At 46.3% G+C, this 16,367-nt stretch carries 15 protein-coding genes; 8 read left to right on the top strand and 7 right to left on the bottom strand.

Annotation, left to right across the window (positions count from 1 at the left end; translation table 11 throughout):
* Window positions 1-39: 39 nt before the first annotated feature.
* On the top strand, window positions 40-789 hold the full coding sequence (locus IM638_15060) for an ABC transporter permease (GenBank protein MCA6364356.1): 750 nt from the start codon (window positions 40-42) through the stop codon (window positions 787-789).
* The gene (locus tag IM638_15055; GenBank protein MCA6364355.1) at window positions 786-1,547 is read left to right on the top strand and encodes an ABC transporter ATP-binding protein; all 762 of its coding nucleotides are present in this window, start codon (window positions 786-788) and stop codon (window positions 1,545-1,547) included. The genes IM638_15060 and IM638_15055 overlap by 4 nt, the downstream gene beginning before the upstream one ends.
* A 2-nt stretch (window positions 1,548-1,549) precedes the next feature.
* Here the strand turns inward: IM638_15055 and IM638_15050 are convergent, their stop codons facing one another.
* The 3 genes from IM638_15050 to IM638_15040 all read right to left on the bottom strand — a co-directional run bounded on the left by IM638_15050 (window position 1,550) and on the right by IM638_15040 (window position 3,349).
* Complete coding sequence (locus tag IM638_15050; GenBank protein MCA6364354.1) at window positions 1,550-1,765, bottom strand: type II toxin-antitoxin system RelE/ParE family toxin; 216 nt, start codon at window positions 1,763-1,765, stop codon at window positions 1,550-1,552.
* A gap of 44 nt (window positions 1,766-1,809) precedes the next feature.
* Window positions 1,810-1,998: a hypothetical protein gene (locus tag IM638_15045; GenBank protein ID MCA6364353.1), complete on the bottom strand. Its 189-nt coding sequence runs from the start codon at window positions 1,996-1,998 to the stop codon at window positions 1,810-1,812.
* A 130-nt stretch (window positions 1,999-2,128) separates the two neighbouring features.
* Window positions 2,129-3,349 carry a hypothetical protein gene (locus IM638_15040; protein ID MCA6364352.1) on the bottom strand — a complete coding sequence of 407 codons (1,221 nt, stop codon included), beginning with the start codon at window positions 3,347-3,349 and terminating at the stop codon, window positions 2,129-2,131.
* 168 nt (window positions 3,350-3,517) lie between these two features.
* Between IM638_15040 and IM638_15035 the strand changes: the two genes are divergently transcribed.
* The gene (locus IM638_15035; protein MCA6364351.1) at window positions 3,518-4,006 is read left to right on the top strand and encodes a hypothetical protein; all 489 of its coding nucleotides are present in this window, start codon (window positions 3,518-3,520) and stop codon (window positions 4,004-4,006) included.
* Between the two features lie 6 nt (window positions 4,007-4,012).
* On the opposite strand, the gene IM638_15030 is transcribed toward IM638_15035, so the two are convergent.
* The gene (locus IM638_15030; protein ID MCA6364350.1) at window positions 4,013-4,948 is read right to left on the bottom strand and encodes a LysR family transcriptional regulator; all 936 of its coding nucleotides are present in this window, start codon (window positions 4,946-4,948) and stop codon (window positions 4,013-4,015) included.
* 235 nt (window positions 4,949-5,183) lie between these two features.
* On the opposite strand from IM638_15030, the gene katG reads away from it, so the two are divergent.
* Window positions 5,184-7,355: a catalase/peroxidase HPI gene (katG, locus tag IM638_15025; GenBank protein ID MCA6364349.1), complete on the top strand. Its 2,172-nt coding sequence runs from the start codon at window positions 5,184-5,186 to the stop codon at window positions 7,353-7,355.
* Between the two features lie 74 nt (window positions 7,356-7,429).
* On the opposite strand, the gene IM638_15020 is transcribed toward katG, so the two are convergent.
* The 3 genes from IM638_15020 to IM638_15010 all read right to left on the bottom strand — a co-directional run bounded on the left by IM638_15020 (window position 7,430) and on the right by IM638_15010 (window position 10,629).
* Window positions 7,430-8,020 (bottom strand): Crp/Fnr family transcriptional regulator, encoded by a 591-nt coding sequence (locus IM638_15020; GenBank protein MCA6364348.1) that lies wholly within the window; start codon window positions 8,018-8,020, stop codon window positions 7,430-7,432.
* 5 nt (window positions 8,021-8,025) lie between these two features.
* Window positions 8,026-8,514, bottom strand: coding sequence for a regulatory protein RecX (locus IM638_15015; protein MCA6364347.1), 489 nt, complete (start codon window positions 8,512-8,514; stop codon window positions 8,026-8,028).
* Window positions 8,515-8,580: 66 nt separating this feature from the next.
* Window positions 8,581-10,629 (bottom strand): M13 family metallopeptidase, encoded by a 2,049-nt coding sequence (locus tag IM638_15010; GenBank protein MCA6364346.1) that lies wholly within the window; start codon window positions 10,627-10,629, stop codon window positions 8,581-8,583.
* A 192-nt stretch (window positions 10,630-10,821) separates the two neighbouring features.
* On the opposite strand from IM638_15010, the gene IM638_15005 reads away from it, so the two are divergent.
* From IM638_15005 to IM638_14990, 4 genes are all read left to right on the top strand, one after another.
* On the top strand, window positions 10,822-11,544 hold the full coding sequence (locus tag IM638_15005) for a CPBP family intramembrane metalloprotease (GenBank protein MCA6364345.1): 723 nt from the start codon (window positions 10,822-10,824) through the stop codon (window positions 11,542-11,544).
* Between the two features lie 15 nt (window positions 11,545-11,559).
* Window positions 11,560-13,083, top strand: coding sequence for an amidohydrolase family protein (locus tag IM638_15000; GenBank protein MCA6364344.1), 1,524 nt, complete (start codon window positions 11,560-11,562; stop codon window positions 13,081-13,083).
* 239 nt (window positions 13,084-13,322) lie between these two features.
* Window positions 13,323-13,646 carry a hypothetical protein gene (locus tag IM638_14995; GenBank protein ID MCA6364343.1) on the top strand — a complete coding sequence of 108 codons (324 nt, stop codon included), beginning with the start codon at window positions 13,323-13,325 and terminating at the stop codon, window positions 13,644-13,646.
* Between the two features lie 204 nt (window positions 13,647-13,850).
* Window positions 13,851-16,262: a T9SS type A sorting domain-containing protein gene (locus tag IM638_14990; protein ID MCA6364342.1), complete on the top strand. Its 2,412-nt coding sequence runs from the start codon at window positions 13,851-13,853 to the stop codon at window positions 16,260-16,262.
* Window positions 16,263-16,367 lie beyond the last annotated feature (105 nt).

Below are 16,367 nucleotides of genomic sequence, written 5' to 3'. Positions count from 1 at the left end.
ACTTAGCCCCGAAATAATCGCTATTTTTGCCTCTCTCGAATGAATCCGGTCCGACTCTTTTATCATATAGGCCGCTACTGGCTGCTGATGAGCCAGGTTTTCCGCCGTCCCGAAAAGCGGAAAATCTTCTGGCAACGCTTCTTCCATGAAGTGGATGCCATTGGCATCGGCTCATTGGGCATTGTGGCTATTATTTCGGTGTTTATGGGCGCGGTAATTACCATTCAGGCTGCGTTTGGTTTTGAAAGTCCGTGGATTCCGCTTTACGCCGTTGGTCTTGCCGCACGTGATTCCATCATTCTCGAATTTTCGCCCACCATTGTTAGTCTTATCCTTGCCGGCAAAGTAGGTTCGAGCATTGCTTCCGAAATTGGCAACATGCGCGTAACCGAGCAGATTGATGCGCTGGATGTAATGGGCGTAAATTCGGCCAGCTTTCTGATACTTCCCAAGGTAGCGGCTTCGGTGGCTATTTTCCCGTTCATTGTAATGATTTCGATGTTTCTGGGGCATATAGGCGGCTTTGTGCTGGGCGTTGCGGCTGGTGTAGTTACGCCTTATGAATTCATCTATGGCATTCAGTATGAATTCCGCCCGTACAATGTGTTTTATGCGTTGATCAAAACAGCTGTGTTTGGCTTCATCATTCCTTCTGTTTCAGCTTATCACGGCTACTACACCAAAGGAGGCTCGCTGGAAGTAGGGCAGTCGAGCACGAATGCCGTGGTGTACAGCATCATCGCCCTGCTTTGTTTCAACTTTCTGCTCACCCAACTCCTGCTGGCATGATCGAGGTAAAGAATCTGAACAAAGCATTTGGTGAGAAAGTCGTGCTGCGCGATTTCTCCTTCACCTTCGAGCAGGGCAAACCCAATCTCATTATTGGCGAAAGCGGAACAGGTAAATCGGTGCTTTCAAAATGCATGGTAGGTCTCATCACGCCCGAAACCGGCGAAGTACTTTACGACGGTAAAGACTTCCTGCACATGGATTTTGAGGCCCGCAAGGATGTGCGCCAGCAAATAGGCATGCTGTTTCAGGGCGGTGCGTTGTTTGATTCGATGACGGTGGAGGAAAACGTAAAGTTTCCGCTCAAGATGTTTACCAACATGACCGAGGCCGAACAGCTTGACCGCGTGATGTTTTGCCTTGAGCGTGTAAACCTGCCGCATGCCGCCAAACTTTATCCTGCCGAAATAAGCGGCGGTATGAAAAAGCGTGTAGCCATTGCCCGCGCCATTTCGCTCAAACCGCGTTACCTGTTTTGCGACGAGCCCAACTCCGGCCTCGATCCGCTTACTGCCATCCGCATAGACGAACTGATTCAGGAAATTACCGAGGAGTATAAAATGACAACCATTGTCATTACTCACGATATGAACTCGGTGCTTGAAATAGGCGATAAGATTGCCTTTTTACACAAAGGCGCAAAACTATGGGAAGGCAACCGCCACGAAATCCTGACGGCTGATGTGAAAGAGCTTTCGGATTTTGTGTATGCCACCAAGTTCCTTAAATCATTCCGCGAGCAGTTGCGGAAGATGTAACGTTATCCGTAAACATCCCTGCGATGTCCGATGCGAATTACAGTAACAGTCAGAATATTATCCTCAATAGAATAAATTATTCTGTAATTGCCTGAGCGTACTCTCCAGAAATCAGATTTCTGACCCGCCAGTTTCTTACAACCTTGTGGTCTGGGACTTGTGGCTAGATCTTCAATAAGCTGAATAATTTTCTGTCTGTCACGCGCGTTAATATCCATTAATTCTTTCAACGCACGTTTATCGATATTGATGATGTATTTACTCACTTCTTACGATTCAATTGTTTTTTTGCCGATTCCCAGGCGATAACTTCTCCGCCTTGTCTGGATTCGGCAATCAATGTGTCGATGAGCTCATACACTTCTTCTTCGTGTTTTGCGATTGTACGAAGATCAATCACCACAGATTTTTTTCTGTTTTTTTCGTCAATAATAAAACTAATGCCTTTCATGATATTAATTATTGGATATCATAAAGATACAGATTCGTTTGACAGGTAAAACAGTAGCGGCAGATCAGGTGAATTTTGGATATTGTCTATCTTTAATCAGCAGCGGAAGATATAATTTCTGCTTTTTTCGCTATTTAATGAATGCCCATATTGCATCTATAACAGTGATGTAGCTGCCTTGCAGTGTACCTGTGTCTGAATAGTTGTGACTATTATTATTTGCCTGTACACTTTTCAGATTTACACCTTCCTGATAACCTGCTGCTTTGGCCTTGGTAATTATTTCGCTGAAAATAGAAAACGGTTTTTTATTTGAGCAACTAAATTTCGTTTCTTCTAATAGTGGAACCAGTCTCTCGTCATTATCATGACCGAAAACAAATAAACGAGGCCCGCCTGCTTTTATACTTACCAAATTGGGGAATCCGGAACAAAGTAAAGCCACATTTTTTACTGATGAATTATATGTACTGGTGTTTCTTCCTTCTATACTGCCCAAATCGATTCGGGGAATAGGATTGGGGAATGTAGTGGGCAAGTTATTTATCGGATTACAGTATTTTACGCGGTTTAGTTTGACTTCTAGTTTGAGTAAACCTAATAATAAATTGAATCCCTGAGCAGGAAATTGATTTGTTGAATTGTATGTGATTGAAGTTTGTACATACGACCAGACTGGCCGGAATGCGGTATCGGTTATGAAACCCGTACCAGCAGCAATTCCACCTCCGGCGCTGAATCCCACCAATGTGATATTGTTTATATCAATATTATACTCTGCATGTTTCGATTTAAGGAAACGAACAGCATCTTTCCCCTGAGAGATTGCAAAATAGGTATTGCGCTTCTCTTCCAATGTATCAACTAACGGTGCTATATCCATACCATTAACTTTACATGGTATGTTATTATGAAAATTTAATGCAAAATCATCCCATTTAAGTGTAGTTGTAACATATTGAACTAATGCCACTACACAATGATGCTTTCTGGCAAATTCGAGCATCAAATGACTATGAGCATCCTGCTTGTAATATTTATATGATTCGGATCCGTGCTTGAAATATTCAATAGGATTGAATCCATGAAAGAAAATAATTAACGGCCTCGGTGTGCCATTAGCAGGATCGTCCCGGTGACAAACAATATCCATTTTTAACTGAATAGTTATCGGCTGTTGCGTTCTTAAATCGATTACCTGCCGTTCTGTATAAATTACATCGTCACCCAGAACTTTTACAGGGACTTTAATATCGTTTATCGCTTTTGCCACATCGAGTTCTTTACACTTACAGCCGCAATACCCATAAATAAGAGCAAGGGTAACAAAAAGAATAAACCGGATTTTCATATGTGAGGTTTAAGGTGTTTACATATTTAACGATATTGTTTGTATTTAGTTTATAGTTTCTGTTTTTAATTTATAAACAGTTATAGTTTACACGAATTTCAATAGTCGCTTGTAAGCACTTGCACGCCTTAATTTAGTTTGTTGCAAAGTGAGTCTTACCTTTGCCCCATGAACGAACCGCAGCATCCGCATTTTGTACTGGCCGATGGTATGTATTGCCATGTGCTGGCCGACAGACTTGTAGTAGCCAAAAAAGAACTTCCGGCCGTGCTTCCACAGCCCAACAGTAAAAAGCTCTGGTTTGAAGTAATTGGTATGTCGGTGGCGGCGTTGATCATGCTCTTTTTCTGTGTAGTGATGATCATGTCTGACTATTACCTGCTGGCGGCTTTAACACTTACGCTTGCCGGTTTTTCGGCATTTGCAGCATATCGTATGTTTGGTTTTACGGATACGCCTGCTATTTTGCGCGATGATATTCTGAGTGTTAAGTATCACCGCCGTGCCATTGGCAACGATGCATTTATTGTGTATTACACCGATGCACAGGGCAAAGCTGCCCGCCGCCGTTTCAGTATTTACGATTCGAAAGAATGCTTGCTGCAGGCGCTTGAAGCAATGAAAAACGAAGGCTTTTTTGATATGCCTTCCAAATAGCGCCCATTAGTTTTCAAGCACCAGTGCATTGGCCTTTTGCTGCATGCTGCGCGGAATACAGGCTAAAATGGCTTCTTTCAGAATTCCGGTAAGCCGTTCTTTTACATAAGGCTGATGCGTAACCAGACTTATTTCCCTCACCGGCACCGGCCCTCTGAAACTTTTTATCTGGTGCTGCTGTTTTTTTGATAGTTTTTGAGCCGCCAGCTCGGGGATGATGGTCAGGCCGTAATTATTATCTACCAGATTAATCAACGTTTCAATGCTTCCGGCTTCGTAATGCACAGCATGTTTACTGTGGCTTTGCTTTTTCAGTTCGCAGAGGTTGAGAATCTGATTGCGCAGGCAGTGACCTTCTTCCAGCAACCAGAGTTTATTGAGGTCAATATGTTCGGGCAGAATGTACTTTTTGTTGTATTGAGGCTCGTTTTCGTTTACGTACAAAAAGTATTTCTCATAGTAAAGTACTGTTTCGTGTATTGCTTTGGTGTGCAGCGGTGTGGAGAGAATGCCCACATCAAGTTCGCCCGATTTTAGTTTTTGTACCAATGTATCGGTGGTGAATTCGTAAATGGATAAACTGAGTTTGGGATAATCCTGCCCGAGTTTACGTAAGAACAAAGGAAGCAGATACGGTGCAATTGTTGGAATGATACCTACTTTAAGCGTGCCCGAAATCTCTCCTTTTTCAAGTTGAAGCATTTCCTTCAGGTATTTTGCTTCGCTGAGTATCCGGCGCGCCTGTGCAATTATTTTTTCGCCCACAGCTGTGGGCACTACCGGCTGTTTGCTCCGGTCGAATATTACTTCGTTAAGTTCTTCTTCCAGCTTTTTTATCATCATACTCAGCGTGGCCTGTGTTACATTGCAGGCCTGCGATGCACGCAAAAAATGGCGGTAATTGTCAACGGCAATGATGTATTCGAGCTGCTGCAGATTCATTTTACTGATAGATTTTATCTATACAAAGATAGAAACATTCAGTTTGATTGAATTTAGGGGAATTCCCACATTTGCTTTGCACCTGAACAATGGTTGATTTTGTGTTTGTTTTCGATTAGCCGGAATGCGGGTTGTAAAGCGTAAATTAAATTATACCGAAAGGTGAGATAAATCAGCTAAAGCTGTTTCAGCATGCCAATCAAAGCACTTAACTTGTAAAAATAAATTCACACACATGGAAGCAAAAACCGGAAAATGTCCGTTCGGACATGGAGCCAACACCGAAACTCAGAAATCGGTTTACGACAAATGGCCCAAAGCCTTAAATCTTGATATTTTGCATCAGCATGATGTAAAAACAAAACCTACTGACACCGGTTTCAATTACCGCGAAGCGTTTGCCAAGCTCGATCTTGAAGCACTGAAAGCCGATCTCAAAAAAATGATGACCGAAAGTCAGGACTGGTGGCCGGCCGACTGGGGGCATTACGGCGGATTGATGATTCGTATGGCCTGGCATGCTGCGGGTACATACCGTGCAGGCGACGGACGCGGCGGCGCAAATACCGGCAACCTGCGTTTTGCCCCGCTCAACAGCTGGCCCGACAACGGCAACCTCGACAAAGCCCGCCGCCTTCTTTATCCCATCAAAAAGAAATACGGCAACAAAATTTCGTGGGCTGATCTTATGATTCTGGCCGGCAACATGGCTTACGAGTCAATGGGCTTCAAAACATTTGGTTTTGGCGGCGGCCGCGAAGATATCTGGCATCCTGAAAAAGACGTGTACTGGGGTGCCGAAAAAGAATGGCTGGCAAAAAGCCGCTACTCCGAACCCGGCAACAGTGAGTCGCTTGAGAATCCGCTGGCGGCCGTGCAAATGGGGTTGATTTATGTAAACCCCGAAGGTGTTGACGGGAAATCTGATCCGCTGCGCACCGCGCAGGACATGCGCACCACATTTAAGCGCATGGGCATGAACGATGAAGAGACGGCCGCGCTTACAGCCGGCGGGCACACGGTGGGTAAAGCACACGGCAACGGCAATCCGTCAAACATCGGTCCCGAACCCGAAGCTGCCGCCATTCACGAACAGGGCATGGGCTGGATCAATGCAGGCGGCAAAGGAAATGCCGAGCACACTGTAACCAGTGGCCTTGAAGGCGCCTGGACCACCACACCCGATAAATGGAACCGTACTTACTTTCACCTGCTCCTCAACCACGACTGGGCGTTGACCAAAAGTCCGTTCGGTGCCTCGCAGTGGGAGCCGGTGAACATGAAAGAAGAAGACAAGCCGTTTGATGCCCACATACCCGGCGTGCGCCGCAACCCGATTATGACTGATGCCGACATGGCATTGAAAATGGATCCGGAGTACCGCAAAATTTCTGAACGTTTTTACAACGATCCGGCTTATTTCGAGGAAACATTCGCGCGTGCATGGTTCAAACTCACACACCGCGATATGGGCCCGAAAAGCCGCTACCTCGGCGCCGATGTGCCCAAAGAAGATCTCATCTGGCAGGATCCCGTTCCGGCAGCCAGTTACACACTTTCTGATTCAGAAACAGACGCGCTGAAGCAAACGCTGCTCAACAGCGGCCTCACTGCTGCTGAACTCATTGTGACTGCCTGGGACAGCGCCCGCACGTTCCGTCAGTCGGATTACAGAGGCGGTGCAAACGGTGCACGCATTCGTCTTGAGCCGCAGAAAAACTGGCAGGCCAACGAACCGGCGCAGCTCGATAAAGTGCTCCGCAAGCTCGAAGAAATTCAGGCCGGACTGAACAAAAAAGTAAGCCTTGCCGACCTGATTGTGCTTGGCGGCACCGCAGCGGTTGAAAAAGCAGCACGCGATGCCGGCTTCAATGTAACTGTTCCTTTTGCACCCGGCCGTGGCGATGCCACACAGGTAGCTACAGACGCAGAATCATTCCAGTATCTGGAGCCTGTGCACGACGGATTCAGAAACTGGCTCAAGAAAGATTACGAAGTGAGTCCCGAAGAACTGCTCATTGACCGCGCACAACTCATGGGCCTCACTGCGGCCGAAATGACTGTGCTGGTTGGCGGTATGCGCGTGCTGGGCACAAACCACAGCGGCACCGCACATGGCGTGTTTACCAGCAATCCCGGTAAGCTCACTACCGATTTCTTCGTGAACCTTACCGATATGCAGTATGCGTGGAAACCGGCTGGCGACAATATGTACCGACTTGTAAACCGCAAAACCGGCGAAACAAAATGGACAGCCACACGCGTTGATCTTGTATTCGGCTCGAACTCAATTCTGCGTGCCTATGCCGAGTTTTATGCGCAGGATGATAACCGTGAGAAGTTTGTTCACGACTTCATCAATGCCTGGACAAAAGTGATGAATGCTGATCGTTTTGATCTTCACTAAGCGTAATAGTTAACCGGAAACAAGTGCTGCAAGAACCGCTGAGAGGCGGTTTTTGCAGTTTATACCACATGGTGTTATCCGGTTTGCTGATTGCCGGAGTTTTTGCGGATGCGGCTCATGCTTTCGGGTGTGATGCCGAGGAATGAAGCAATGTGCTTTGAAGGTGTGCGGAGAATAACCTGCGGTTGTTTTTGCATGAGCATGAGGTAGCGTTCCTCGGCTGTACGTGTAAGCAGGTCGATTTGCTGGTTTTGTTTGTGGATGTAAAGCCCTTCCGCAGCGAGACGCCCTATTTTATTACCTATGGCCGATTGCTCATACACCTGCTGCAATGCCTGAAAGGGAACCGAGAGCAGCTGCAAGGGTTCGAATGCCTGTGTGTAAAGGGGCGTAGGTGTTTGTGTAAGAAACGACATGTAGTCGCAACATACATCCTGTTCGTAGCAAAGATCAAGGCAAACCGTTTGTTCGTTGCGCAATGCAAAGATGCCGGCTGATCCGCTGACAATAATATTGAGATATTCTTCGTGTTTTCCGGCTTCCTTGATAAGCTGGTTCCGTTTGAATGTTCTTTCGGTAAATGCTTCGGCAAATACCGCCCACACCGATTTGTCGGCTTCAAAATAAGGATCGAAGATGGATTTGATAAAGGCGGTTTTATCCATATTAATTATTCGTCCTGCAGCAACTCTTCTACCACTTCACGCACAAGATCCTGCTCAAACCCCCGCGAAATGAGGTAGCGCATGAGTTTGTACTTTCTTTTCTGCGGGTGTTTTTCTTTCTCAGTACGTGCTTTTTTTTGTGCGGTTTTTTGAAGTGTGCGGTAATATTCGCCACTGTCAATTCCGGAAAGAGCTTTACGGATAATGGGATCGCTGACGCGGTGCTGTTTGAGTTCCTGTTTTATTTTTACGCGCCCCCATTGTTTGATGCGGAATTTTCCGCTCACAAATGCTTCTGCAAAACGTTCTTCGCTCAGGAAGTTGGTGCTTATGAGTTCGGCAATGATGTGTTCAATCGCCTCAGGCCACAGGCCCCATTGGTAGAGCTTGTCGCGTGTTTCCTGCTGGCTGCGTTCCTGAAAGGCGCACCAGCGTTGTGCTTTGGTTAAAGCCGCAGCAGGATCGGTGATTTTTTTTTCGGGCGTTTCACTCACAGCCTCTAAATTACAACGCGCAACTGTACGTTGTACAATTGCGCGTTGTAAAATGTGTGTGGCAGGTTACCAGATCTGAACCCGCAGCGAATCGGGGCGCCACATAGCCTGACCTTCTTTCACGCCAAACGCGGCATAAAATTCAGGGATATTGGCAAACGGACCGTTAACGCGCCACTCGGCAGGCGAGTGTACATCGGTCATCAGGCGTTTGGTGAGCTGCTTCTCGGTTTGGTGGCCCAGCCAGCCTAATGCGTAACCGAGGAAGTAACGCTGCACGGGTGTGTAGCCCGAAATTTTTTCACCTTTCTTGTATTGCTCCGTCTTTTTAAATGCTTCAAGGCCGAGCAGGATGCCGCCGTAATCGGCAATGTTTTCGCCCAGTGTGGCTTTGCCGTTAATGTGTTTTCCAGGCAGCGGCTCATAGCCGTCAAACTGGTCAACCATTACCTGTGCTCGTTTTACAAACTTTTCGGCATCTGATTTTGTCCACCATTCTTTCAGGTTGCCGTAGGCATCAAACTTACGGCCTTCATCATCAAAACCGTGGGTGATTTCGTGCCCGATGGTTGAAGCGCCGCCATAGCCATACACCACTGCGTCGTCGATGAGTGAATCAGGCATTCCCGGTATGGCAAAGATGGCCGCAGGCAGCACAATTTCATTGTTCGACGGGTTGTAGTAGGCATTATAGGTTTGCGGTGTCATTTCCCATTCGGTGCGGTCAACCGGTTTGCCGTATTTCGAAATCATGTCGTTAAACATCCAGCGCGAAGCATTCATCATATTTTCGCAGTAAGAGTTGGTGCCAATAATGAGCTTCGAGTAATCTTTCCACACATCAGGATAGCCTACTTTTTTCTTCATGGTGCTGAGTTTGGAAAGCGCCTTCTGTTTGGTGCTGTCGTCCATCCATGTAAGCGCCTTAATGCGTTCGGCATAAACTTCGCGCACGGCTTCCACCATGTCGCTGTACCGTTTTTTGGCGCGTTCAGGGAAATATTCTTTCACAAACAGTTTTCCCAGCACCATACCCATTGCATCGCCTTCCGAATCCAGCACCCGTTTCCACCGCGGACGTTGTTCGCGTGCGCCGGAAAGGATTTTGCCGTAGAAATTGAAATGCTCCGTGTCCACAGGCTTTGAAAGATAATCGGCATATGAAGTTACCAGGTGGTAGCGCATGTAGTTTTGCAAAACCGGCACAGGTGTCGATTTCAGGGCTTTTTCGAGACCGCTGTAAAATTCGGGCTGGCCTACAATTACAGAGTCCACATTTTTCAGACCGAAGCCTGTAAACGCCGTTTTCCAGTCGATGGAAGGGGTGAGTTTTTTTGTCACATCTTCCACGGCCATTTTATTGTAGTTTTTCTCCGGATCGCGTCGGTCTTCAAGTTTGCGCGATACTTGTGCCAGTTTGGTTTCGAAAGCCACCACATCAGCGGCTGCTTTCGAAGCGTCGGCTTCGGGCTGGCCCAGCAGCACGAGCATACGCCCGATATGAGCCTGGTACTCGGTGCGTATTTCTTTGGTGGCCGAATCATTATCGAGATAATATTCGCGCTCTTCCAAACCAATTCCGCCCTGATACAGTCCAACAGCCATTACTTCGCTGTTGCGTGCATCCTGTCCGATATAACCAGCCCAGAAAACACCTGTGCCCAGCGGCTCCAGCGCCAACGCCGCATTAATGATGCCCTTGAGGTCAGCAGCTGCGTTTATCAGGCCCAGTTCGTTTTGCAGCGGAGTAATACCCAGCTTATCCGCTTTGGCCGAATCCATGCCGGTGCTCCAGAAATCGCCGATTTTTCGGGTATCGCTGCCCTCAGCAGCACCGGCTTTCGCCGCATCTTCATTTATCCGGCGCAAATTGGTGTTTATTTCATCACGCACCAGATGACCAATGGTCCAGCTGTTTTCCGAACCCGGAATCGGGTTGTTTTTAATCCAGCGACCGTTGGCAAAACGGAAAAAATTATCGCCGGGATTAACCGTCGAGTCCACGTTTTCGGCCACAATATCGCGGGCCGGACCCTGATTTTTTTTATCAGCCGCAGCTTCAGAGCAGGCAATAAGCAAAGCCAGAGCAGCGGACGACCAAATAAATTTTTTCATTTAGGAGTGTATTTAGAAGCTGCAATATACAGCCATTTTTTTGTGTCAAAGTCTTTGCCCGTAAGCTAACGGAACCGTTTGTAAAAAAAATCAACTCCTCTGTAACAAACGAATACCCACTGTTCGTCATACCCTGAAATCAAATTCACATCTAATGCGATGCTTTGTTTAGCTCATACTAATTGATTTTCCATGATAAAATCTTTTCTCGAACTACTTCTTCATCTCGTCGTGATAATACCACTTGCAATCGGGTTGATGAATATCCGAAGCCGGGAAAATTATATGCGGCTGGCTTTGTTTTCGGTACTTTATATCATTAATCAACTTGCACTATCATTACCTAATTATGTGCCTGCGTTCGATTTTATAGGAGGGAACTGGAATTGGGACGGAAAAGTACTGGGACTGGTTGTGGGTATTTTGTCCGTAATCCTTTTCAAAAATCACTTCAACGGCAATAATTTTTTCACACTCAGGCAAAATCCGGCAACCATTCGCAGCACAGTTGTTGCGGTTTCATTACTGACAATCACATCGCTTGCGCTTTCCTTTTTTATGGGTAATCAACAGTGGGATACGGAGACGCTGATTTTTGAATTTACAATGCCCTCGATTGAAGAAGAAATTATGTTCCGCGGGGTTTTGTTAGGCTTGCTTAGTACTGTGCTGAAGCCTTCTGTTCCGAGGGCTGGAAATCCTTCTGTATTGATTACGGCATTGCTTTTTGGGTTCGTACATGCGTTTGGATTAACCAACGATTATTCAATACATTTTGATCCCTTTTTCTTTCTTATGACAGCACTTGCCGGATATGTATGGGGTTGGGTAACTGTAAAAAGCAGAAGCATATTGCTTGCATATTTATCGCACAACGTATGTAACTGGCTGGGAACGTTGTTAACAATGCTGTAATCCAAAACCTGCAATATGAAACGCCTGAAAAAAATTCTGAAGATTATTGGCCGTGTTATCTTACTGCTCATCGGAGTTGTGCTTGTTGTTTTTATTATCGGAGTAAATCTTCCGCTTGATACTTATTCTCAAAAAAAGGAAGCCGTTCCTGATTTCGTATTAGTGAATTGTCGGATAGCCGATTTTATGCAAGATACGGTTGTGGGTCAGGCATATATAGAAGTAAAAAACGGGCGGATTGTCCGTATCGGGAATATGCAGGACAGCCTGTTGCCAGTAAATAAGGTTACGATTGATGCAAAAGGAAGTTTTGTTCTCCCGGGATTGTGGGATATGCATGTGCATACGCTTTCACTTTCGCCGCAGCTGCACTTTCCGTTACTGATTGCCAATGGAGTTACCGGTGTGCGCGATATGGGCGATGGCGAATCATGGATAAGCGATATTGATACTCACGAGAAAAAGGATGCTGATAAGTGGAAATTACAAATGCAGAAAGAAAATCTGCTTGTTCCAAGAATTCAGGAATCTTGTAGTTTTCATGTGGAGGGGCTTGATGATATAGAGGGAGCATCATTGAAAACAAAGGCAAACTATCTGGTAACGAAACTGAAGGGAAGAGGAGAGCCGTTTATCAAACTTCAGATGGAAGGTGATGAATTTTCTCCGGAGGCATTTATGCAGGTATTGGAGGAGGCGAAACGACTGCAAATGCCTGTGTTGGGGCATTTGCCCGAAACGGCCGATATACAAACGACGTTGAAAACCGGTTTTAAAAGCGTTGAACACGCCTGGGCATTTATTCCGCATTTTTCCTCCATAAAGAGTACCGATGAGCATGAACTAATACGTCAGGAATGTTATCTGCGCAACCAGAGTGCTCAGATTGAAGATACTGTTCTTTCGCTTATGGCAGAAAACAATGTGTGGTATGTGCCTACTCACGTTACGTCTAACAAAAAAGAAGCTTTTGCTTTTGATACGGCTTTTGTAAACCGAGCAGAAAATAAATACATCGAAGGAACACAGTTGTGGATATGGGAAACATGGGCCGGTTTGCATACTTCAGGAGTTGAAACGGAGGCGCAAAAGGCAACACTGATGAAATACTATAAAAGAGGCCTTGAAATAACCGGAGAAGCACATCGTAAGGGGGTTAAAATTCTTGCAGGTACGGATGCGCTTGATCGTTATGTGTATCACGGATTTAGTTTGCACGATGAACTGGAAGAACTGGTAAAAGCCGGACTGACTCCTGCTGAAGCCATTCAAACGGCAACCATTAACCCCGCATCCTATTTCGGGATCACAAAAGATTATGGGACTATCGAAACAGGAAAAGTGGCTGATTTTATTCTGGTGAGCGAAAATCCGCTGACTAAAGTGGGGAATACCCGAAAAATTAATGCGGTGTATTATAATCAACGTTATTACCAGCAGGCAGAGCTGAATGCGATGAAAGCCTATTCCGAAAATCAGGCCAATAGCTTTGGTGTTACCTGCAAATTTATCTGGAATATGCTGAAAGGGCTTTTTTAACTCATTTTATGCTTTTTCGTGCAGCGGTGAGTTTCAGCTTCGCGCATGAAGGCGGGCGTCCGGCAGTAGTGGCCGGGCGCTTTTTTGTTTTTGAAGCCCCCGTCTTTATTGGTCTTAAGTGTTTTTTTACCGGGGGATGAAATTTTTTTCACCATCACCTGTAACAAACCGGTACCCCCTGTGCGTCTTATTCATGAAACTCACCAAGAACAACACTACACACATAAAAACACTGCATCATGAAAAAGCTCGTACTCCTCTTCGCCCTCCTGCTTGGTTTCACCTTTACCGCCGCCGCCAACAACGGCAACCGCGACCTGATGAAACGCATCAACAACCGCCTTGGCTTCAGTGCCACTGAAAAAGCACAACTGGGCAGCGGAGTAGCCGTAGTGACTTTCACTATTGACGGCAACGGACAAATCAACATCCAGCACTGCGATGCCACCACCGAAGCACAAAAGCAGGCTGTAATTGAACGCCTCAACAAATTCTATGTACACAACGCGCCCGTATCAACCGATGCCGTGTACATGATTAAAATAGACTTTACACAGCGCTGATTGCTGGTCAGGGCTACATCCCCGGAAACGGCTTCGTCAGGTTGGCGAAGCCGTTTTTGATTTTACCACGTTTAATCAGTTGAAAAAGACACAAAGTTGTTAGAGAGAAAAATCCTAACAGCCTCTTTAACTTCTGGAAATTAATACGCTTCTGTGCTGCTAAGTTTTTTGTATTCATTATCTTACCCCTGCTTAATACATCATATGAAACCCAAATCTTACCACCGGCTGGCAGCACTGTTGTGCATTTTAGTGTCTGTTCTATTACAGGCTCAGCAAATTCAGGAATCAGCCACAGGCAATTATCCCGGCTTTCCTGACAGGCCGCCCCGTCAGGATATTCAACCTTACTCGGGAGCCGATATGCGTGAATTATGGACGACAACGGCTCGTTCGTACCGGATTTTTTCAACCGCACAGCAGCCGTGGAGCTATATTGGCCCAGGCAATGCAAATGCGCTTTGCGGGGCAGGCCGGGTAAACTGTGTGGCTGTTGACCCGCTCGACAGTAACACAATCTGGTTAGGCTCGGCAAGTGGAGGTTTGTGGAAAAGTAGTAATGCCGGACTGGCCTGGACACCAGTATCCGATTTTTTCGCTTCGCTTGGTGTAACTAAAATTCTTTACGAGCCGCTCAATCCCCAAACCATTTACCTTGCCACCGGCGATGCGAATGGTGGTGATGCTTATTCTTTCGGCCTTTTGAAAAGTACCGATGGTGGTGTTACATGGGATTCTACTGCACTTTCATTTACGTTGCAAGCCAATGAATATATCCGTGATTTTGTGGTACATCCTTCATTGTCAGGACACCTTGTCGTTCTTACCAATCGCTACATCTATCGTTCAACCGATGGCGGGGCGACGTTTAATTCAGTGCTTACAGGTGATTTTTACAGTGTTGTACGCGATCCGCAAAATGCAGCGTTACTTTATGCGACATCATATCCTGATGTGAATTATGCATATGCGCGCATACGCTCAAGCAACAATAACGGACTGAGCTGGAGTTTTTGCGACATTGGATTGCCGCCGGTGTATTTTAAAATCAAACTCGCTGTTTCGCCGGCTCAGCCGGGCTACCTCTTTGCTGCAGGCATAAAGCTGGGCACTGATTCCATGAATGTTATCCAGACTTCGGATGGTGGACAGACGTGGTTTTCTGCACCATTTCACAACATCGGTCAGCAAACGTGGTTTAATCTGTATTTTGATGTATCACAGAGCCAGCCGCTGCGGTATTATTTTGGCGCAGTGTGGAGCTGGAAAAGTACAGACGCGGGTTTTTCATGGAATACAATGTCGCAATGGGCTCCGGTACATTGCGACCATCATGGTATTTTACAAACCGGGAACGGACGTTTTTTTGACTGCAACGACGGAGGGATCTGGAAAACCAACGATGACGGCGCAACCTGGATTAATCTGAATAATAATTTAGGGGCATTGCAGTTTTACCGCATGGATGTGTGTAAAACGGATACTTCGGTAATTGGCGCGGGGGCGCAGGATAATTGTTATGTGGTAAAAAGTCAGGGCACAGGCAACAACTGGCATTCAGATGTGGGCGGTGATATTATGGAAGTGCTTATTGATCCGGTAGTTTCCAATAATCATTATGTAATGGGTATTGGTGGTGCAATGGCAGCCTCGGCGACCGGCGGAGCAAACTGGTATTCCATCCCGGCATCAAACAGTCCGTTGCCTGTGTGGACCGGTTACTGGGTTACGCCTTTTGCAATGAATCCGCAAAATACCCGTTCGTTCATTGCTGGTTTTACGGAAGTGTGGAAATCAAACGATGCCTGTATGAACTGGGTGCCTCTTTCTTCGGCATTAAACAATGGGAATAATCTCAATTGTGTAGCCTTTGCCCCCTCTGATACAAACGTAATTTATGCCACAGATTTTAACCGGTTTTATGCAACGTTCAACTCCGGGCAGAACTGGCAGAATTATTCGGCCGCGCTTCCCGCGGGTGTACCAGTGCATCGTGTGTTTGTGCATCCGCAGCAACCACTCGAAGTGTGGCTTGTGTGTGGTGGCTATTTGTCGGGAAGTAAAATATACAAATCGGTTAACGGTGGTGCATCATGGATAAATCTTTCCGCGGGCTTACCCAATATTCAGTTTAACTGCGGACAATTAACGGCTGATGCTCAGAATACGGTATTTCTGGGCTCTTCGGCGGGTATGTATATGCTGGCCGATTCGCTTAGCGGATGGGTAAAAATGCAGAACGGATTTCCTAATGCCAATGTTTCGGATATTGAATTTGTGCCTGCCGTGAGAACTGTATTCTGTTCTACTTATGGACGAGGAATGTGGAAATTTGAATTGCCGGCAATAAATACCGGGCTACCGGCCGGAAATGATGCGGGGATCGTTTCCGTTTTTCCATCGCCGGCTTCAGATCATGTGCAGGTTTATTTTTCCGGGTCATTCGCCCAATCCTCCAGCTTAGTGGTGTTTGATGCATTCGGCAGGCAGATCTTTTCACAGGCGATTAATCGTTCAGCTGTTATAGCCACTTCCGATTGGGCTTCCGGGCTTTATTTCTTTCAGCTGGAAGTGGGTGGCCGGAGAATTGTACGACAAGTAGCAATATCACATTAACGGGTGGCATGAATTATATCAATCGCAGTAAACAAAAAAGCCCCTTCGCATAACAGTGGCGAAGGGGCGGGGATTCAGCGGTGCGCAGCGTCAATGCACCGCTGT

The organism is Bacteroidota bacterium (assembly GCA_020402865.1).
GTDB lineage: Bacteria > Bacteroidota > Bacteroidia > Palsa-965 > Palsa-965.
This window is presented reverse-complemented; position numbering and strand designations above follow the sequence as displayed.

Coding starts and splice junctions, on each gene's coding strand:
- IM638_15060 (MCA6364356.1), top strand. CDS start 40: ATGAATCCGGTCCGACTCTTTTATCATATAGGCCGCTACTGGCTGCTG.
- IM638_15055 (MCA6364355.1), top strand. CDS start 786: ATGATCGAGGTAAAGAATCTGAACAAAGCATTTGGTGAGAAAGTCGTG.
- IM638_15050 (MCA6364354.1), bottom strand. CDS start 1,765: ATGGATATTAACGCGCGTGACAGACAGAAAATTATTCAGCTTATTGAA.
- IM638_15045 (MCA6364353.1), bottom strand. CDS start 1,998: ATGAAAGGCATTAGTTTTATTATTGACGAAAAAAACAGAAAAAAATCT.
- IM638_15040 (MCA6364352.1), bottom strand. CDS start 3,349: ATGAAAATCCGGTTTATTCTTTTTGTTACCCTTGCTCTTATTTATGGG.
- IM638_15035 (MCA6364351.1), top strand. CDS start 3,518: ATGAACGAACCGCAGCATCCGCATTTTGTACTGGCCGATGGTATGTAT.
- IM638_15030 (MCA6364350.1), bottom strand. CDS start 4,948: ATGAATCTGCAGCAGCTCGAATACATCATTGCCGTTGACAATTACCGC.
- katG (MCA6364349.1), top strand. CDS start 5,184: ATGGAAGCAAAAACCGGAAAATGTCCGTTCGGACATGGAGCCAACACC.
- IM638_15020 (MCA6364348.1), bottom strand. CDS start 8,020: ATGGATAAAACCGCCTTTATCAAATCCATCTTCGATCCTTATTTTGAA.
- IM638_15010 (MCA6364346.1), bottom strand. CDS start 10,629: ATGAAAAAATTTATTTGGTCGTCCGCTGCTCTGGCTTTGCTTATTGCC.
- IM638_15005 (MCA6364345.1), top strand. CDS start 10,822: ATGATAAAATCTTTTCTCGAACTACTTCTTCATCTCGTCGTGATAATA.
- IM638_15000 (MCA6364344.1), top strand. CDS start 11,560: ATGAAACGCCTGAAAAAAATTCTGAAGATTATTGGCCGTGTTATCTTA.
- IM638_14995 (MCA6364343.1), top strand. CDS start 13,323: ATGAAAAAGCTCGTACTCCTCTTCGCCCTCCTGCTTGGTTTCACCTTT.
- IM638_14990 (MCA6364342.1), top strand. CDS start 13,851: ATGAAACCCAAATCTTACCACCGGCTGGCAGCACTGTTGTGCATTTTA.